This window comes from Nocardia sp. CA-129566 (assembly GCF_050956075.1).
Taxonomy (GTDB): Bacteria; Actinomycetota; Actinomycetes; order Mycobacteriales; family Mycobacteriaceae; genus Nocardia.
This window is the reverse complement of the sequence record NZ_CP192085.1, coordinates 1,768,548-1,788,726: the sequence shown is the minus strand read 5'-3', so window position 1 is coordinate 1,788,726 and position 20,179 is coordinate 1,768,548. Positions and strand designations below refer to the sequence as shown.

The 20,179-nt window shown below is 67.8% G+C and carries 12 protein-coding genes; 8 read left to right on the top strand and 4 right to left on the bottom strand.

What is annotated here, in order from left to right; translation table 11 throughout:
- Positions 1–52: 52 nt before the first annotated feature.
- On the top strand, positions 53–3,451 hold the full coding sequence (locus ACQP0C_RS08160; protein ID WP_433734476.1) for an AAA domain-containing protein: 3,399 nt from the start codon (positions 53–55) through the stop codon (positions 3,449–3,451).
- A 165-nt stretch (positions 3,452–3,616) separates the two neighbouring features.
- Here the strand turns inward: ACQP0C_RS08160 and ACQP0C_RS08155 are convergent, their stop codons facing one another.
- Entirely contained in the window at positions 3,617–4,795 is a 1,179-nt protein-coding gene (locus ACQP0C_RS08155; RefSeq protein WP_433732095.1) for an amino acid deaminase/aldolase, read from the bottom strand.
- 48 nt (positions 4,796–4,843) lie between these two features.
- Complete coding sequence (locus ACQP0C_RS08150; RefSeq protein WP_433732093.1) at positions 4,844–5,323, bottom strand: TetR family transcriptional regulator; 480 nt, start codon at positions 5,321–5,323, stop codon at positions 4,844–4,846.
- A 432-nt stretch (positions 5,324–5,755) separates the two neighbouring features.
- On the opposite strand from ACQP0C_RS08150, the gene ACQP0C_RS08145 reads away from it, so the two are divergent.
- Positions 5,756–6,502, top strand: a complete 747-nt coding sequence (locus ACQP0C_RS08145; RefSeq protein ID WP_433732091.1) for a tyrosine-protein phosphatase — start codon at positions 5,756–5,758, stop codon at positions 6,500–6,502.
- Position 6,503: 1 nt separating this feature from the next.
- On the opposite strand, the gene ACQP0C_RS08140 is transcribed toward ACQP0C_RS08145, so the two are convergent.
- Positions 6,504–7,772 (bottom strand): class I adenylate-forming enzyme family protein, encoded by a 1,269-nt coding sequence (locus tag ACQP0C_RS08140; protein ID WP_433732089.1) that lies wholly within the window; start codon positions 7,770–7,772, stop codon positions 6,504–6,506.
- A gap of 95 nt (positions 7,773–7,867) precedes the next feature.
- The gene (locus tag ACQP0C_RS08135) at positions 7,868–8,692 is read right to left on the bottom strand and encodes an enoyl-CoA hydratase/isomerase family protein (protein ID WP_433732087.1); all 825 of its coding nucleotides are present in this window, start codon (positions 8,690–8,692) and stop codon (positions 7,868–7,870) included.
- 39 nt (positions 8,693–8,731) lie between these two features.
- On the opposite strand from ACQP0C_RS08135, the gene ACQP0C_RS08130 reads away from it, so the two are divergent.
- From ACQP0C_RS08130 to ACQP0C_RS08105, 6 genes are all read left to right on the top strand, one after another.
- Positions 8,732–9,757 carry a glutathione S-transferase family protein gene (locus ACQP0C_RS08130; RefSeq protein WP_433732085.1) on the top strand — a complete coding sequence of 342 codons (1,026 nt, stop codon included), beginning with the start codon at positions 8,732–8,734 and terminating at the stop codon, positions 9,755–9,757.
- Positions 9,758–9,870: 113 nt separating this feature from the next.
- Entirely contained in the window at positions 9,871–10,602 is a 732-nt protein-coding gene (locus tag ACQP0C_RS08125; RefSeq protein WP_433732083.1) for a hypothetical protein, read from the top strand.
- Positions 10,599–11,585 carry an ABC transporter ATP-binding protein gene (locus ACQP0C_RS08120; RefSeq protein ID WP_433732081.1) on the top strand — a complete coding sequence of 329 codons (987 nt, stop codon included), beginning with the start codon at positions 10,599–10,601 and terminating at the stop codon, positions 11,583–11,585. The genes ACQP0C_RS08125 and ACQP0C_RS08120 overlap by 4 nt, the downstream gene beginning before the upstream one ends.
- Entirely contained in the window at positions 11,582–12,364 is a 783-nt protein-coding gene (locus tag ACQP0C_RS08115; protein WP_433732079.1) for an ABC transporter permease, read from the top strand. The genes ACQP0C_RS08120 and ACQP0C_RS08115 overlap by 4 nt, the downstream gene beginning before the upstream one ends.
- Before the next feature lie 130 nt (positions 12,365–12,494).
- Positions 12,495–16,265 (top strand): ABC transporter ATP-binding protein, encoded by a 3,771-nt coding sequence (locus ACQP0C_RS08110; RefSeq protein WP_433732077.1) that lies wholly within the window; start codon positions 12,495–12,497, stop codon positions 16,263–16,265.
- 96 nt (positions 16,266–16,361) lie between these two features.
- On the top strand, positions 16,362–20,135 hold the full coding sequence (locus ACQP0C_RS08105; RefSeq protein WP_433732075.1) for a multifunctional oxoglutarate decarboxylase/oxoglutarate dehydrogenase thiamine pyrophosphate-binding subunit/dihydrolipoyllysine-residue succinyltransferase subunit: 3,774 nt from the start codon (positions 16,362–16,364) through the stop codon (positions 20,133–20,135).
- Positions 20,136–20,179: the final 44 nt, after the last annotated feature.

The window sequence follows — 20,179 nt, the reverse complement described above, 5'->3', positions numbered from 1 at the left end:
TACAGTGTTGCCGTCCGTGTCCGGCGAAGACACAGGAGGGCCGCGTTTGATCGTGTTCGGTGATCGTGTCGTCTGCTCCGCCGTCGACCTCGTGCGCGCGGCGCAGTGTGAATTCGCTTTGCTGCGTGCCCTCGATACCGAACTGGGCACCATAGCGGGTGCGGTGGATGTGGCGCCCGATCCGGTGCCGCGCACCGGATTCGACGATTCGCGCGAACGCAGACTCGCGGACTTCCGCGACCGGTTCGGCAGCCAGATGGTCGAGATCCACAGCGAGGCGGCCGAGCACGATCCGGTGACCGATGCCAAGGCCCATCTCGCCGCGCTACAGGCCGCCAATGCCGAGACGATCGCCGCACTGCGCGCGGGGGCGCACGTGATCCACGGTGCCACCTTCTTCGACGGTAAATTCGTCTGCGCCAGCGATTTCCTGGTGCGCGCCGGCCATCGGGTCCGCTACACCGCGCACGGCACCGCGGCGGATCCACCGGATCGCATCGGGGTGGCACTCGAACTCGCCGCCTGTGCCGACGCATTGGACAGCAGCGGTGCGCTGACCGCCCCCCTGGTTCGATTGCACCTTCGGGAGGACAGCCGGACCTACCCGCTCACCGATCTGGTGCCGGTGTATCTCGCCCGGCGCGGGCGAGTCGAGCGAATCCTGGAAGACAAACTGAGCGAACTGCTCCCGGTGCAGTGGGGCGATCCGCGCTATCTCGCCTGCGGGCACTGCCCGACCTGCACCGCGGCGCTGACGGCGGCACGTGATCTGCTACTGGTCGCCGGGATACCGCGCACCGCGCGAGCCAGGCTGCGCGAAGCGGGCGTGAGCACCATCGACCGACTGGCGAGTACCGCTGCCACCGTACCCGGCCTGCCACCGCGCACCTTCGGCGCACTGCGCCGCCAGGCCGAAATCCAGCTGCACCGCGAGGATTCCGGACAGCCGACGCACACCCTGGTGGACGCGATCGCGCTGGGCGCCCTGCCGCCGCCGTCGCCGGGCGATCTCTCACTCACCATCGAGGAAGGGCCATCGGGCCAGCTGGTCGGCATCGAGGTGGGCGGCCCGGCCGCGGTCCATCTGGCCTTCCGCGCCCCGTTCGGCACGGCGACCGCACCGTCTGCCGCGATGACCGATGAGCAGGCGGGGCAGCGGCGCGCGCTGGGCGAGACGCTCGACTATGTCGCCCAACGGCTGCGGATGTATCCGGATATGCGCGTGTACCACTACACCTCCGAGGTGCGTTCGGCACTGCTGCGGTGGACCGGCCGTTACGGGGTCGGCGAGGAGATCGTCGAGGATCTGCTGCAGGCGGGTGTGCTGGTCGACCTATATCCGATCGTGCGCAATGCCCTGCTGATCGGGGAGCGCTCCTACCGCCTGAGCCGACTGCGGCGGCTGCTGCCCGGCGCGGCGCATTCCGGTGATACGGAACGCGATTGCGTCACGGTATTGCGACTGCGCGACTGGCTGCAGGATCGAGCGGCCGAACAGCGCGTCGATCCGGATGCGGCACTGCTGGATCAGACGAGTTCGTGGTGTCTGGTGCCGAGTCCGGACGAGCCCGATCCGGAGCCGCCGTCACGACCCTCCTCGATCGAGGCCGCACTCGCGGAATTCGCGGCGGCACAGGGCGAACCGGGCGATCCCGCCGCGCTGATGGCGGCGGCCCTCGGCTATCACCGGCGCGAACGCCAGCCGCTGTGGTTGGCACATGCCGACCGGCTCAGTCATCCGGTCGACGAATGGTCCGACGCGCCAGGCGTACTCGTGGCCGACTGGGGCACGGTGGACACCAAATGGCATCGCGGCCCGCATCAGCCGACGATGCGCAGATATCTCACACTGACCGGACGGATCGGCATCGGCTGGGGCGGCGCCGACACCGCGGGCGGCGCCGCGACCGGCACGGTGCTGACACCGGGCACCACGGTATACACCTTCTACGATCAGCCGGTCGCCGCCGGAATGATCACCGCCGTCGGTCGGCGCGCGACCGCCTCCGCGACCGTGCTCGGCTGTTCGGTGGACGCGAACTTCGACGACACCGTCCGGCTGGAGGAACTGCTACCCGACGGCTGCGAACCCTACGACGAGCTGCCGACCGCGATCGCACCGGGACTGCCCGCCTGGGACGAGAATATCGAGACCGCGGTCGAATTCGCGGCCCAGCAGTTGCTGATGGCGCTGCCCGAGATTCCCGCGAGCGCGGTCTTCGATATCCTGGCGCGCCGACCGCCTCGGCTGCGCCGGGCCAACCGGCTGCCGGATGTGCACGGTGACCACGCCGCGGCCATCACCGCCGCGCTGCGCGATCTCGATGACTCCTACCTCGCGGTCCAGGGACCGTCCGGTACCGGTAAGACCTCCACCGCCGCCAGGTCGATCGAACGTCTGGTCACCCGGCACAAGTGGCGTGTCGGCGTTGTCGCGCAATCGCATTCGACGGTGGAGAGCCTGCTCGACATGATCGTCGCCATGGGCGTGCTGCCGGAACTGGTGGCCAAGAAGGACGTCGAGGCGGTGGCGCCGGAGTGGTCGGTGATCGACGGCGCCCGCTATCCGCGATTCCTGGACAATGCGGTCAACGGCTGCGTCGTCGGCGGCGTCCCGGCCGATTTCGCCGACGACGAGGTGGTGCCCGGCGCTGGTCTCGATCTGCTGGTGATCGCCGATGCGGGCCGCTTCCCGCTCGCCGATACCATCGCGGTCGCGGTGAGCGCACGCAATCTGCTACTGGTCGGCGATCCCGCGCCCGCCGAGGCGCGCGGCACACATCCGGAGCCGGTCGACGAATCGGTGCTCGGCTGGCTCGCCGAGGGCCGCGATACCCTGCCTGCCGATCGCGGCTACTTCCTCGATCGCACCTGGCGGATGCACCCGCGCGTCTGCGACCCGATCTCCCGGCTGTACTACGACAACCGCCTGCGGTCCAATGAGACCGTCACGCTCGCACGGCAATTGGAGGGTGTCGAGCCCGGAGTGGAGACGGTGCTGGTCGAGCACAGCGGCGCCGCGACCGAATCGGTGGCCGAGGCCCGCGAGGTGGTCCGCCGGGTGCGCGCCCTGCTCGGAGTCTCATGGACCACCGGCGCGATGACGCGGCGCCTGCATCCACACGACATACTCGTGGTCGCGCCCTACAGTGCCCAGGTCGGCCTGATCCGGACGCTGCTGGCGCGGGCCAAGATCGAGGATGTGCTGGTCGGCACGGCCGAGCACTTCCGTGGCCGGGAGGCCGCGGTGGTCCTGCTGTCGATGACCACATCCAGCCCCGCCGATGCCCCCTACGGCATGCGGTTCCTGTTGTCGCGCAGCATGGTTCAAGCCACGCTGTGCCGAGCCATGTGGAAGGCCGTCATTATCCGGTCACCGCTGCTCACCGAATACCTACCGAATACCCCCGACGATCTCGCGGATCTGGCGACATTCCTGCGGCTCAGCTGAGCAAGATGTGCTGAATATTTCTTTCAGAGGTCAGTCGGCGCATGATCGAAATATTCATTCGGACCGGTTGGTTCTTTTATTGGTAATTCGGTGCACCCCTGCGGCATCCGCATTCGATCTTGAATTCGCCAGCGCGACCAAAGGGAATTCGCAATTGGCGCCGGCTCAGCCGAAACAGCTGCCCTCACCGCGGTAGGTGGGCACTGTCGTGCGCGTGCCATCGCCGTCGACCAGATGCACCTCGTTGAACCGCTCGCACAGCTCACCGGCCTTGGCATGGCGGAACCACACCCGATCTCCGATCCGCAGTTCGGCCGCCCCGGACAGCGGGGTCTGCACCTCGCCCGCCCCCTCGGTGCCCAGCAACTTCAAAGCGGCGGGCCACACCGGCTTCGGCACCCGGGACGGTCCGGTCGGACCGGAGGCGATGTAACCGCCCGCGAAAACGGTTGCGATGGACGGAGTCGGCTTGCGCAGCACCGATGTCGCGAAGAACAGCGCGGGGCGCGGGGTGAAGGCCCGATAGTGATCGAACAGGGTCGGCACATACAGCCCGGAGCCGGCGGTCACCTCGGTGACATCCGAATCGGCAGTGCTGACCTCGATGGATCCGGAGCCGCCGCTATTGACGATCTCCAGCTTGCCGACCACCGAGCGCACCGCGTCGAGTACCTGCCCGCGGCGCTTGGCGATTTCGGCCGCCGAGGCCCGCTTCACCAGGCGCACAGCGATATTGGAGTCGGGCAGTCCGGCGATCTGCGCCTCGTAGGTCATCACGCCGACCACATCGAAACCGCGACTCAGCGCTGCTCGCGCGAGCGCGGCGGCCTGTTCGGGGGTGCGGATCGGCGAGCGCCGAACGCCCAGGTGCAGCGGCCCGATGCGCAGCGATGCGTCCACATCGAGGCAGATTCGCGGCCGCACCAGATCGGTGCCGACCGCGGCGCGGATCAGTTCCAGCTGCGCGACATCGTCGATCATCAATGTGATGGATTCGCGCAGAGTGTCATCGGCGGCGAGTTCGGCCAGGGCCGCACGGTCGACGGTCGGATAGCCGAGCAGCACATCGCGGGCGCCGAGCCGGACCAACCAGATGGCCTCGACCAGGGAATACGACATGATGCCCGCGAAACCGCCGGCCGCGGTGAGCCCGGTGCCGAGCACCTGCTCGAGTACCGCACGGCAGCGCACCGATTTACTCGCCACCCGAATGGGCACCCCACCCGCGCGACGGACCAGGTCAGCGGCATTGGCACGCAGCGCGGTCAGGTCGAGGGCGGCCAGCGGCGGGTCCAGCTCGGCCGTGGCCGCGTGCAGTCCGGCAATCGGCGACGTTTCGGTCACCGGAACAACTCAACCATTTAACTGGTCGAACGTCCAGTACCGCGCGGATCAGACTTCGACCGCCCTGGTGGCCAGGCTGCTGACCAGGTCGTCGAGCACCACGAGCGTCGTCTCGTCATTGCAGTCGGCGAGCCAGCGCAGCACCGTGCCCTGCACCACCGAGACCGCGTAGGTCGCGATGGCGTCCACCGGCTCCAACCACTGCGTACCCGACCGGTCGGCACAGAGCGCGAGGAACGTCGCGACCTCGGAGTCCATCTCCTGGAACAGGGCCGAGGCCTGCGGATCGGCGACACATTCGGTCTGCCCCTCCCAGCGCTCGGCCAACTGATGCGCCGTCGCTTCGTAGGCCCGTGCCCGTTTGGCGGGGGCGGCCTTGACCAAGGGCCAGTAGGCGCTGACACCGGCATGCAGAAGCACCCGAAGTGCTCGCACTCCGGTGAAATCGAGCGAGGAGGCCGCCTTCTCGACGGCCTCACAGATGGTCGGCCGCAACCGAACCGCCGCTATTTCTCCACGTACGCTCAACGCCGACTCCCTCGGGGAAAGAACTCGCGCGCCCTCATCGGCACGGCTCGCTGAACATGGCGAACCGCGATCATGAAATCCGCCGATAGGGAATTCCCTGGATGCCCAGTCCAACATTCATCAATGGTAGAGGGTTTCCGGGGTTTAAGAACGGGTTCGTTGGGTATTTCCAGACTGGAAGAATGTTTTGTTACCCAAACGGAATGCCGCTGCGACCGATCGGGTATCCGCCGGAATCGCTTCCCCGGGTGTCACTCTCGCGCCTACCCGACCGAGCGACACCATTGACCAGACTACGGGTCGGCTTGTTCCCCATCCGCCCAGATGTGGCGGATCCCACACAAAAACCTCCGCAAACCGGACAGCCAGCGGTTCCGTGTTCGACCCGCGAACGACACCTCGCCGATCCCATTGTCTGGTTAGCCTGGATCGGTGACCCTCTCGCCCTCGGCCGACCAGTTCTACCTGACCGGCACCTTCAACTACCGCGATCTCGGCGGTCTGCGCACCATCGACGGCGCGCGGATCCGCCCCGGCGTGCTGCTGCGCTCGGCTCAGCTGAGCGGCCTGGATCTGCCCGGGCACACCATCCTGCGCGAACTCGGCGTCACCGACGTCTACGACCTGCGCGGGCTGCGCGAGATCGAGCACATCGGCCACGACAACCTGCCCGACGGCGTGCGACTGAACGTCACCCCGTTCGACTCCAGGATGGCCGAGGCGCCGCCGCACGAGGCGCAGACCAACTCCGCGTTCACGCACATGCTCGAGGTCTACCGACACTTCCCGACCCTGCCCGAGGCGAATACCGCGATCATCGCCATCGCCGAGACGATCGCCAGCGGCGACGGTGCGGTGCTCGTGCACTGCGCGGCCGGTAAGGACCGCACCGGCTGGGCCATCGCCACCCTGCTGCGCGCGGTCGCGGTCAGCGAGGCCGATGTGCTCGCCGACTTCCTGGCCAGCAATGACGCCGTCCCCGCACTGCGCGCCATGATGGCACCGAAACTCACTGCGGGAGTGGAACTCTCCATCGATATCCTGGGCGTCCGCGAGGACTACCTGCGGGTCGCGACGGATTCGGTGCGCGAACAGCACGGCGATGTCGAGTCCTATCTGACCGCCATCGGATTCACCACACAACTGCGCGAACGGCTGCGCGATCGCCTGCTCGAGTGAGCTACCCGGCCTGCGCCCGTTCACGCCGGACCAGACCGTCGGCATCGATGCTGACCTGATCGCCGGTGTGGAACCAGGTTCCGGTGAAGCGGTCCGCGGTGGTCTCCGGATCGTTCCAGTAGCGGCGGGTGACATTCGGCCCGCGACAGAGCAATTCGCCGTGCCCGGCCTGCGCCTGCGGCCCCCACAGCGCCAATTCGGTACCGCCGAAGGGGAAGCCGAGTACCGGATCGGCACCGGGTGCGGTATCGGTTTCATCGTCGACGACCAGGCCGATGCCGCTGGTTTCGGTCGCGCCCCAGACCGACCACCGCCGCGCGGCCGGGAACATATCCCGCAGTGTGGCGGCCAGATCCGCGGGATCGGTGGCATCGGCGACGCGTTCGCCGCGATGGCCCGCATTGCTGACTCGGACGATGCCCTCGGTGCACAGCCCTTCGGTGCGCAGCGCCGCCAGTTCGGGCAGCAGCCGGGCGAAGATACGTGGTGTCGCGGAAACCATATCGATCCGTTCGGAGACAATGGTTTCGGCGAGTCTTCGGCGATCCGGCGCGAGCACGACGGTGCCACCGACCGCGAAGGTCGGCAGCATCTGGTCCACGCAGCCGCTCGCATGCGCCAGCGGCAGCAGCACCAGATTGCGCAGGCCGTCGGTCGGCAGGTCCAGTGCCGCGACAACGGAACGAACTGCCGAGAGCAGGTTTTCGTTGGTCAGCTCGACGCCCTTGGGCGCGACGGTGGTATTGGCCGGGCACACCCCGGTGCCGCTGGTGTAGCACAGCAGCGCCAGATCACTCAGTGCCGCACCGTCATCGATGAAGGCGGCGCCGTCGGGCAGTTCCGAGCTACCACCATCGAGTACGAAATCGGTACTGCTGTTGGCGATCACCCGCTCGGCCACCGCATCGGGCAGTCCGTCGTGCACCAGCACCGGGACCGCGCCGCTCAGCAGCGCACCGAGGAACGCCTGCACCCAGCGCGCACCCGCCGGCATGTGGATGGCGACCCGGTCGCCGTAGCCGATGCCGTGCTCCTGCAGGCCGCCCGCGATGCGGGAGGCGGAGTGCCACAACTCCCGATAGGTCAGGCGGGGGCCGCCTATCTCCACCACCGCCTCCCTTGTCGAGAAGGCGTGCACCTGTAGATCCAGTAGTTCGGTCAGCGCGGGGGTGAGATTGCCGTAGCGCAGGACCCCGTCGGCGCCACGAGCCAGCGGAGCATCGCGGGCATGCGGGTGATTCGGTGGGTACTCGACCAAGAACTGCGACATGGGTCCTCCGCACACGCCTCGGGCTTGCAGGCTCTTGCGACTATATGACGCGAGTCACATTTTCGTGGGGATAGGCGAGGAACGTGTCCCGGCTGTCACCGGCCGGTGTAGGTGGCCTTCCCCGGGCCGACCTCCAGGAAGCTGCGCACCGCACCGCGCAGATCCGCGGTGTCGAACAGCGCGCCGGACACCTGCGGCGTCACCGAATCCGCATGGGCGACGCCGCCGGAGCGCCACGCCTCGATGATCTGCTTGGTCGCGGCATGCGCCCTGGTCGGGCCCTTGGCCAGCCGATTCGTCAAATCCCGTGCGGCGGCGTCGACATCGTCGTGGATGGCGTTCACCACGCCCCATTCGGCCATGGTCGCGGCGTCGTAGAGCTCACCGGTCATCACGAATTCACGGGCCCGGCCCGATCCGGCGCGTTCGGCCAGCCGCTGCGGACCGCCCATCGACGGCGTCAGGCCGACGACCGTCTCCACCAGACCGAATTTCGCTTTCGGAGCGGCCAAGATGATGTCGCAGGCCAGCGCCATTTCGAAGGCGGCAGTCAGGGTGAGGCCGTGCGCGGCGAAGACCACCGGACACGGCAGCGCCTCCAGCGGATGGATGATCTGTGCGAACAGGGTGCGCCATAGTTCGGCGCCCTGCTCGACGGCACGGGAGGTGGCAGCCGACGTCGGCGGGAGGATCCCGCCGAAGACGTGCACGTCGACACCGCCGGAGACCAGCTTGCCCTCGGCCCGCAGCAGCACCGCGCGCGGCGGATTTGCCGACAGATCGGCGAGATCCTCGATGAGCGCGTCGAACATCGACTGGTCGAACAGGTTCAGCGGCGGATTGGCCAGGGTGAGGATCGCGACCTCGGCACCGCCATCGGTGGTTTCCCGGATCAGCCGGGTGGCCTTCGTATCACTCATTGGGCAAGACTAAGACCTCGATTCTGCGAGACTGTCCAAGTGACCAAGTCGGTATCGGAAATTGCCTCTTACGTCGAGTCCGGCGAGTTCAAGCGAGATACGAACTACATCACCACCCGCATCACCGCAGACGGACGTGACGGATACCCGGTCGAGGCCGGCCGCTACCGCCTGATCGCCGCGCGAGCCTGCCCATGGGCGAACCGGACGCTGATCGTGCGCAGGCTGCTCGGGCTGGAGGACGCGATCTCACTGGGGCTGTGCGGCCCGACTCACGACAGGCTCAGCTGGACCTTCGATCTGGATCCCGACGGCGTTGATCCGGTACTCGGTATCCCTCGGCTGCGCGATGCGTACCTGGCGCGGTTCCCGGACTACCCGCGCGGCATCACGGTTCCGGCGATGGTCGAGGTCGCCACTGGACAGGTGGTGACCAATGACTACCCGCAGATCACCCTCGACTTCGCCACCGAGTGGACCGAATTCCATCGACCGGGTGCGCCGCAGCTGTATCCGGCACAGCTGCGCAACGAGATCGACGAGGTGAACCTGGCGGTATTCCGGGATGTCAACAATGGCGTCTACCGGTGCGGATTCGCAGGGACCCAGGAGTCCTACGAGGCGGCCTACGACCGGCTGTTCGCCCGGTTGGACTGGCTCTCCGATCGTCTGGCCACCCAGCGATATCTGGTCGGCGACACCATTACCGAGGCCGACGTGCGGCTGTTCACCACGCTGGTCCGATTCGATCCGGTCTATCACGGCCACTTCAAGACCAACCGCAGCAAGCTGACCGAAATGCCGGTGCTGTGGGCCTATGCGCGCGACCTCTATCAGACGCCGGGCTTCGGCGACACCGTCGATTTCGAGCAGATCAAGGTGCATTACTACGTCGTGCACGCCGATATCAACCCGACGCGGATCGTGCCAAAGGGCCCGGAGTCGACCGACTGGCTGAGCCCGCACGGCCGAGAAGCGCTGGGCGGCAGACCATTCGGCGACGGCACCCCGCCGCCACCGCCACCGCTCCAGGAAAGGGTCGCTGCCCTGCGCGAACCGGAGTGACGGAACCGACATGCGGGGAACCAGGTCGACCGGGTACATCGTTGTCATGACGAGTTGATGGCGGTCGGTGCCATAAGGTTCATCCCGTACAGGCGGAAGAGGAGGATATCGCCGTGTTCAAAGGCACGTTCGAGAAGACGGTGGTCCAGCTACTCGATACCGGGTCACGCCTGCAGGCGCCGGCCGTCGCCAAGTACGTGGACCGGCTGCGGCGTTCGCATCCGTCGGAGAGTCCCGCGCAGATCATCGAGCGGCTGGAGAACCAGTACCTGCTCGCGGTGACCGGCAGCGGCGGTGCGGTCGGCGCGACGGCCGCGGTGCCCGGGGTCGGTACCATCGCGGCGATCGCCGCGGTGAGTGCCGAGACCACCTTCTTCATGGAGGCGTCCGCGGTGTTCACACTGGCCGTCGCAGCTGTGCACGGCATCTCCCCCGAGGACAAGGAGACGCGGCGGGCCCTCGTGCTCGCGGTCGTACTCGGCGAGAGCGGGATGGAGATCGTCGAGAAGACCGTGGGTCATTCGGCGAAGAACTGGGGCACGCTGTTCGCCAATAGGATTCCCGGCCTGTCGAGCATGAACGATTCGCTGCTCAAGCGATTCATCATCCGCTTCATCACCAAGCGTGCCGCCCTGATGGCGGGCAAGGTGGTGCCCGCTGGCATCGGCGCGGTGATCGGCGGTGTCGGCAACCGGGCGCTGGGCAAGACCACGATCGGCAATGCGCGCACGGCCTTCGGGCCCGCACCGGTGGCCTGGCCCGCCGACCGCCAGCTGATCATCGACGCCGATCCGCTGCCCGCACTGGATCCGGTCGAGCCGCAACCCCCGACCACGCCACGATGAGCGCGGGCCGACCGCTCGCGTTCTCCGTCCGCGGCCTGAGCAAGCGCTACGACCTGGTCACCGGGGTCGAGAACGTCAGCTTCACCGTCCCGTCCGGGACGGTCGCGGCCCTGGTCGGGCCAGCGGGCGCGGGTAAGTCGACGATCCTGCGCATCCTGCTCGGCCTGCTCGAACCGACCACGGGTACCGCGGCGGTCGGCGGGCCGGGCTCGCGACGGCGCGGCGAGCCGCAGCGCGGTCCCGCGGCTGTCATCGGCGGCGTGCTGGTGCCGCGCGGGCTGCATCCGGCGCGCTCGGCGCGCGATCACCTGCTGGTGTACGCGGCGGCCGCGGGTATCGAGGACTCGCGCGTCGACGAGGTGATCCAGGTGGTCGGCCTCGGTGCCTGGGCGCGGACGCGCACGGGCGCGCTACCGGCCGGATCACAGACCCGGCTGGCGCTGGCGACCGCGCTACTCGGCGATCCGCAACTATTGATCCTCGATGAACCGATGGCCGATCTCGACGCGGCCGAACGGGCGTGGCTACAGGACTTCCTGCGGCGGCATACCCGCCGCGGCGGCACCGTCGTGCTGTCGAGCGAAAGCCTGGCGACCGTGCTTCCGATCGCGGACAACATCATCGTGCTGAGCGAGGGTTCGGTGGTCTATCAGGGCACCCCGGCCCGGCTGCGGCGCGGCCACCCCGATCGCCTTGTCGTCGCCGCGTCCCCGCCGATCGCGCTGGCCACCATGCTGGCCGCACAGGGATTCACCGATGCGGTGATCCGGCCCGACGGACGGCTCGCGGTGGCCGAGGCGACCGAGGCGCAGATCCGCGCGGCGGCGACGGCGGCCGGTGTGCGCGTGGACGGCATCACCGCCGACCAGATCCACCCCGACCGGGTGCTCGCAGCATTGGTCAAACCGGCCCGCCCAGCACCGCCCGCCCCCTACGCCGGGATCGCACCGCCCCAACCGACGCCCCAGGGGATTCCACGATGATCGCCGTTCTGCCCCCGGACCTCGTTCCGGCCGTCAATTCCGAGGTCCGCAAGGTCATCACGCTGCGCGCCAGCCGGATCCTGGCCGCGCTGATCCTCGCGATCGCCCTCGTCGCGAGCACGGTCACCGCGCTGCTCGCCGGACCGGCCGACCCCAAATCCGATCCGGCGACCGGTGCTGCGACCATCGGGCTCTATATCGGCCTGGCGATCGCGATCGTGCTCGCGGGGGCCTTCGGCGCGGCCGGGGCCGGTGCCGAATACCGGTACGCGACCATGCCGTCCACGGCACTGTTCACCTCGGACCGCGACCGGCTCGCCGCCGCGAAATTCCTGGTCACCGCCGGATTCGCACTGGCGACGACATTCGCGGTCGAGCTGCTGGCGTTCGCCTGCCTGCTCGCCTTCGGCCGCGGCAAATTCGACTTCGGCCTGCGCCTGCTCGCGGTCTTCGGCGGCGGCCTGCTCGCGGCGGTCTGCTGGTCGGTGATCGGTGCGGGCCTCGGCCTGCTGCTGCGCACCTCCACCGGTGCGATCGCCACGATGCTCGGCTGGCTGGTGATCATCGAGCCGTTGCTGTGGATCGTCACCAAGGCCATCGGCTTCGCCGGGGTGGTCACCGTGCTCCCCGGCTCCGCCACCATCAGCACGGTCGCGGTCGACTCCTTCACCGACAGCGACTTCCTGGCCCCGACTCCCGCCGCGCTGGTGGTCCTGCTGCTGTGGACCCTCGGCATCGGCGGCGGCGCCTGGTGGTTGCTCCGCAAACGCGATATCTGACGCCGCACCCGGTCGCCCATCGATCCAGCGAGCCCGAATTGTCCGTGCCGCAGGGGAACAAATCCGATGGCGATCCGTGTCGTTACCGTCGGTATTAGCTATTAGCCGACAAGACGGGTGAGCAGCGCAATTGAATGAACCGGGCTGGATACGCAGACTGTGGACCGAGTGCCGGTCGCACCGGGGAACGGTCGCGGGCATCGCGGTCGCGTTGATCGCCGGAGCACTGGTCGAAATCTCCGCACCACTGCTGACGAAACGCGCCGTCGACGCGGCGGGACACGGTGATACCGCCGTCATCGGCACCGTCGCCGGATTACTCGCCCTCGTCGCGGTCGGCCGCTTCTCGGCCGCCTTCGCACGACGCATGCTGGCCGGGCGACTCTCACTCGATATCCAGCACGCACTGCGGATCAACCTGCTCGGCTCACTGCAACGCCTGGACGGAGTCGGACAGGACGCACTGCGCACCGGCCAGGTGGTATCCCGTTCGATCACCGATCTCCAACTGGTGCAGGGTCTGCTGGCGATGGTCCCGCTGTCGGGTTTGGCGGTGCTGGAATTCCTGCTCGCCGCCGCTGTCATGGTGTGGCTGTCACCGCCGCTGGCTGCCGTCGCGCTGCTGGTCGTCCCGGCGATCGGGCTGCTGGTGTACCGGATGCGGCCGCGGCTGTACGCCGCGACCTGGTCGGCCCAGCAGCGGGCCGCCGAGGTCGCGCAGCATGTCGAAGAGACGGTCACCGGCGTCCGCGTGGTGAAGGGCTTCGGCCAGGAGGCCCGGATGGTGCGGGTACTGGAACAGCACGGACGCACGCTCTACGCCGAACGCATGCGGGCCGCCGCGATCAATGCGCGGTTCGCGCCCGCGGTCACCACCATTCCGCAGGCCGGGCTGGTCGCGGTGATCGTCGTCGGCGGTCTGCTCGCGCTGCACGGGTCCATCGGCATCGGCACCTTCCTCGCCTTCTCCGCCTATGTCACCACCATGACGGCCACCACCCGCACCATGTCCTCGGTGGTCATCATGGCCCAGCTGACCAGAGCCGCGGCCGAACGCGTCTACCAGGTCATCGATGCCGCCCCCGAAATCGCCGACCCACCTGCCCCCGCTGACCTTCCCGACGGACCCCTCGGCATCGAAATCGACGCCCTCACTTTCGGATTCGACCCCACCCAGCCGATCCTGCGCGATCTCGACCTCACCGTGCGCCCCGGCGAAACCGTGGCCATCATCGGGCCCGCGGGCTCCGGAAAGTCAACGCTGTCGTTACTGCTCCCCCGCTTCTACGCCCCCGACTCCGGCACCATTCGTCTGTTCGGGGCCGAATCCGGCACCGCTGCGGGCGAATTCGCCATTTCGAGTGCGGGGGCCGCCCGCTCGACGACCGACAATCCGACGGCCGATCGGGCAGAGGCCAGGGGCGTGGATATCGCCGACCTGCGCGCGGTCGATCTGCGCACCGCGATCGGCGTGGTCTTCGACGATCCGTTCCTGTTCAGCGACACCATCGCCGCGAACATCGCCCTCGGCCGCGCCGAGGCCACCGATGCCGAAATCCGGTATGCCGCGAAGCTGGCCGCGGCCGACGAATTCATCGCCGAACTGCCCGACGGCTATGACACCGTGGTCGGCGAGCGCGGGTTGACCCTGTCCGGCGGGCAGCGGCAGCGGATCGCGCTGGCCAGAGCGCTATTGGCGCGGCCACGAATTCTGGTGCTCGATGACGCGACCTCCGCGGTCGACGCGGTCACCGAGGCGGCCATCTTCGACAAGCTGCCCGATGCGGGCCACCGCACGACACTGATCCTGGCGCATCGGGAATCCACACTCGCCCACGCGGATCGGGTGATCCGACTCCCGGGCCCGGCCATATACCCCGCCGACGCAGCCGCCGCGGTCGTGCCGGCCGGTCTCGGACCCGTCGCCACCGGTTTCGGCCGCACCGCGCCTGCCACCAGCGGACCGGGCGGGTTCACCGGCGCGGCAGCCGATCTGAGCGAAACTCCCGAATTGCGCCGAACGATCGAGCGTCTACCACCCGCCACCGAACAACCCGGCCTCGACGATGAGCGACTGCGCCGCCCCGATCCCGAGTTCCGGCTCGCTCGGCTGCTGCGGCCGGTGCGCTGGCTGGTGCTGAGCGTCATCACCCTGCTCGCACTCGACACACTGATCGGCGTCGCCTTCCCACCGATCGTGCGCTACGCCATCGACACCGGTGTGAGCGGCCACGATTCGGCTGCGCTCGCCCGCGCCGGGATGCTCGGCGCGGTCTTGGTGGTCCTCGGCCTGGCGGTCGGCGCGGCGACCACCGTACTCACCGCGCGCACCGGTGAACGCGTGCTCTACGGTCTGCGCGTGCGCAGCTACGCGCACCTGCAGCGGCTCGGTCTGGACTACTACGAACGCGAGCTGTCCGGTCGCATCATGACCCGGATGACCACCGACGTGGACGCGCTGTCGACCTTCCTGCAGACCGGCGTGGCGACCACACTGATCGGCGTGCTCACCCTGGTCGGGATCGCGGTGGCACTGCTGGTCATCGACGCCTCGCTGGCCGCGGTGGTGCTGATCGCGCTGCCGCCGCTGCTGGTGGCGACAGTGCTGTTCCGTCGGGTGTCATCCACGGCGTACACCGTCTCGCGTGAACACGTCTCGACCGTCAACGCCGACTTCCAGGAGAACGTCTCCGGCCTGCGCGCCGTCCAGGCCAACCGGCACGAACCGGTCGCCGCCCGCCGCTTCGCCGAATACTCCGACCGCTACCGCACCAGCCGGATGCGAGCCCAGCGGGCCATCGCGATGTACTTCGCCTTCGTCATCGCCTGGGCCGATCTGGCATTGGCCGCGGTCGTGTACTTCGGCGCCCGCGAGGTCGCCGAGGACGCGACCACCGCGGGCACCCTCATCGCCTTCGTGCTGTATCTACAGTTGCTCTTCGGACCGATCCTGCAGTTGTCCCAGGTCTTCGACGGCTATCAGCAGGCGCGCGTCGGCCTGCGCCGCATCGGCGACCTGCTCCGTACTCCGTCCTCGATCGCGGCCGATCCACCGGATGCGGTCGCGATCGACCACGGCCTGCGCGGCGAGGTCGTCCTCGACGACATCCACTTCCACTACCCGGGCACCGAAAAACCCGCACTCGACGGGGTATCCCTGCGCATCCCGCCGGGATCGACGCTGGCGCTGGTCGGCCCGACCGGTGCGGGCAAGTCGACCATTGTCAAACTGCTGGCGCGGCTCTACGACCTACCCGACAACGCCGAGCCAACCGGGACCATCCACGTCGACGGCATCGATATCCGGCACTACCGCTTGGCCGACTACCGCTCCCGGCTCGGCATAGTCCCTCAGGAAGCTCACCTCTTCACCGGCGACGTCGCCAGCAACATTGCATTCGGGAAACCATCCGCGACCGAAGCGGAGATCGCGGCCGCCGCCACCGCGGTCGGCGCGGCCGACATGATCGCGGCACTGCCGCATGGCATGCGCCACCCGGTCGGCGAGCGCGGCCGCGGCCTCTCGGCGGGCCAGCGCCAACTGATCGCACTGGCACGTGCCGAACTCGTGCGCCCCGATCTGCTGCTGCTCGATGAGGCCACCGCGACCCTCGACCCGGAGACCGAGGCATCGGTCCTGATAGCGAGCCGATCGCTGACTCGGGACCGCACCACCGTCGTCGTCGCGCACCGGCTCGGCACCGCCGCGCGCGCCGATCGGATCGCCGTGGTCGAACACGGACGAATCGCTGAAATCGGGCCGCACGAGTTGCTGCTGGCGGCCGGTGGGCCCTATGCCCAACTCTGGGCGGCGGCCAGCGAGACGGGGGGAATATTCTCGAGCGAGGACGGGTCGTCATCTTTGGGATCGGATTTGTCCGGTGGTCAGTCGGTCCGCTGATTTGCTGCTGGGCCTATCCTCAGAGAGGGCGCATCGGCGCGCATCCGCTGATCCCCGTGCCGGGCACGTCACAAACGTCGCAGCGCGAAGAACGAAATGAGGCGAACACCTGCTGTGAGCAGCTCAACTTCCCAGTTCGGACAGAACCAGTGGCTAGTCGATGAGATGTATCAGAAGTACAAACAGGATCCATCTTCAGTAGACGAGAGTTGGCACGAGTTCCTCGCCGATTACACGCCCGAAGTCGCGGGTGATTCTGGTAACAGTCAGGCCGCCGCGACCACGGCCGCGCCCGCGCAGGTGGCCACCCCGGCCGCGGCCCCCACGCCGGTGAACGCGGCGCCCGCGGCCCCCGCCCCGGCGGCACCCGCCCCGGCGGCCCCCAAGCCTCCCGCGCCCGCGCCGGTCACCACCCGCGCGCCGCAGACGACTCCCGCGCCGACTTCGAATGCCGCGCCCACCTCTGGCGCGCCCAAGCCCGCCGACACCGCGACCGACGAGGCGAAGGTCCTGCGCGGCCCGGCCGCCGCTGTGGTGAAGAACATGTCCGCGTCGCTGGCCATCCCGACCGCGACCAGCGTGCGCGCCATTCCGGCGAAGCTGATGATCGACAACCGCCTGGTCATCAACAACCACCTCGCCCGCACCCGCGGCGGCAAGATCTCCTTCACCCACCTGCTCGGCTACGCGATCGTGCAGGCGGTCAAGTCGTTCCCGAATCTGAACCGGCACTTCGCCGAGATCGACGGCAAGCCCAACGCGATCACCCCCGCGCACACCAACCTCGGCCTGGCCATCGACCTGCAGGGCAAGGACGGCAACCGCTCGCTGGTGGTCGCGGCCATCAAGGGCTGCGAGACCATGACCTTCGGGCAGTTCCACACCGCCTACGAGGACATCGTGCGCCGCGCCCGCGACGGCAAGCTCGGCATCGACGACTTCACCGGCGTCACCATCTCGCTGACCAACCCGGGCACCATCGGCACCGTGCACTCGGTGCCGCGGCTGATGCCGGGCCAGGGCGCGATCATCGGCGCGGGCGCGATGGAGTACCCCGCCGAATTCCAGGGCATGAGCGACGAGCGCATCAATGAACTCGGCGTCGGCAAGCTGATGACCCTGACCTCGACCTACGACCATCGCATCATCCAGGGCGCGGAATCCGGCGACTTCCTGCGGACCATCCACACCCTGCTGATCAGCGACGAGTTCTACGACGAGATCTTCCACGGCCTCGGCGTGCCCTACGAGCCGGTGCGCTGGCGCAAGGATGTCAAGGAACGCGGCGTCGACAAGAGCACCCGCGTGCTCGAGATGATCGCGGCCTACCGCAACCGCGGCCACCTGATGGCCGACACCGATCCGCTGCGCTTGGTCAAGGACAAGTTCCGCAGCCACCCCGACCTCGATGTCACCCAGCACGGCCTCACCCTGTGGGACCTGGACCGCACCTTCGACGTCGCGGGCTTCCACGGCCAGGAGCGGATGAAGCTGCGCGATGTGCTCTCGGTGCTGCGCGATGCCTACTGCCGCCACGTCGGTGTGGAGTACACCCACATCCTGGAAACCGAGCAGCTGCAGTGGATTCAGGAGCGGGTCGAGCAGAAGCACGTCAAGCCGACTGTCGCGCAACAGAAGTACATCCTGAACCGGTTGAACGCGGCGGAGGCCTTCGAAACCTTCCTGCAGACCAAATACGTCGGTCAGAAGCGCTTCTCGCTCGAGGGCGCCGAGGCCGTCATCCCGATGATGGACGCGACCATCGACCAGTGCGCCGAGCATTCGCTCGACGAGGTCGTCATCGGTATGCCGCACCGCGGTCGCCTCAATGTGCTCGCCAATATCGTCGGCAAGCCGTACTCGAAGATCTTCACCGAGTTCGAGGGCAATATGAACCCGGCGGCCACCCACGGCTCCGGCGATGTGAAGTACCACCTCGGCGCGCGCGGCACCTACCTGCAGATGTTCGGCGACAACGAGATCGAGGTCTCGCTCACCGCCAACCCCTCGCACCTGGAGGCGGTCGACCCGGTGCTCGAGGGTCTGGTACGTGCGAAGCAAGACCTTTTGGACAAGGGCGACGGGCCGGAGGGCTTCTCCGTCATGCCGCTGATGCTGCACGGTGACGCCGCGTTCGCGGGTCAGGGTGTGGTCGCGGAGACGCTGAACCTGTCGGGGCTGCGCGGTTACCGCGTCGGCGGCACCATCCACATCGTGGTGAACAACCAGATCGGCTTCACCACCGCACCGGAGAACAGCCGCTCCACCGAATACTCCACCGACATCGCGAAGTTCATCGGCGCGCCGATCTTCCACGTGAACGGTGACGATCCGGAGGCCTGTGACTGGGTGGCGCGTCTGGCGGTGGACTTCCGTCAGAAGTTCCGCAAGGACGTCGTGATCGACATGATCTGCTACCGGCGTCGCGGCCACAACGAGGGCGACGACCCGTCGATGACCCAGCCGTACATGTACGACGTCATCGACACCAAGCGCTCGGTGCGCAAGGCGTACACCGAGAGCCTGATCGGCCGTGGCGATATCTCGCTCAAAGAGGCCGAGGACGCCCTGCGTGACTACCAGGGTCAGCTGGAGCGGGTGTTCAACGAGGTTCGCGAGCTGGAGAAGTACGTCCCGGAGCCGAGCGAATCGGTCGAGGACGACCAGCAGGTGCCGACCACCATCCTGACCGCCGTCGACAAGACGGTGCTGCAGCGCATCGGCGACGCGTTCCTCAATGTGCCAGACGGTTTCAACGTGCACCCGCGCGTCAAGCCGGTGCTGGAGAAGCGTCGTGAAATGGCCTACGAGGGCAAGGTCGACTGGGCCTTCGCCGAACTGCTCGCCTTCGGCACGCTGATCGACGAGGGTCGTGCGGTGCGCCTGACCGGTCAGGACTCGCGTCGTGGCACGTTCACCCAGCGGCATTCGGTGATCATCGACCGCAAGACGGCCGAGGAGTACACCCCGCTGCACAACATCGGCAGCACCACCCCGGGTTGGTTCGCGGTGCACGACTCGGCGCTGAGCGAATACGCCGCCGTCGGCTTCGAATACGGCTACTCGCTGGGCAACCCGGACGCACTCGTGCTGTGGGAGGCGCAGTTCGGTGACTTCGTCAACGGTGCGCAGTCCATCATCGACGAGTTCATCTCCTCCGGTGAGGCCAAGTGGGGTCAGCTCTCGGAGGTCGTGCTGCTGCTGCCGCACGGTCACGAGGGTCAGGGCCCGGACCACACCTCCGGTCGCATCGAGCGCTTCCTGCAGCTGTGCGCCGAGGGCTCGATGACGGTCGCCGTGCCGTCCACCCCGGCGAACTACTTCCACCTGCTGCGCCGCCACGCGCTCGACGGCATCCGCCGTCCGCTGATCGTCTTCACCCCGAAGTCGATGCTGCGCAATAAGGCCGTGGTCTCGGACCTGAAGGACTTCACCGAATCGAAGTTCCGCTCGGTCTTCGACGAGCCCACCTACGAACAGGGCATCGGCGACCGCAATAAGGTCAAGCGCGTCCTGCTCACCAGCGGCAAGCTCTACTACGAGCTGGTCGCCGAGAAGGCCAAGCAGAAGCGCGAAGACGTCGCCATCGTCCGCATCGAGCAGCTCTACCCGCTGCCCAAGTTCCGGTTGAACGAGGCGCTGGCCGGTTACCCGAATGCGACCGATATCGCCTGGGTCCAGGAAGAACCCGCCAACCAGGGCGCGTGGCCGTTCTTCGGCCTGAACCTCCCGGAACTCCTTCCGGAGCGGTTCACCAAGCTGCGCCGCATCTCCCGCCGCGCCATGTCGGCTCCTTCCTCGGGTTCGTCGAAGGTGCACGCTGTGGAGCAGGCCGAGATCGTCGCCGAGGCCTTCGAGCCGACGGCGTAGTTTCTCACTGACCCGACGCCGGGCCGAATCCACTCTCCCACAGA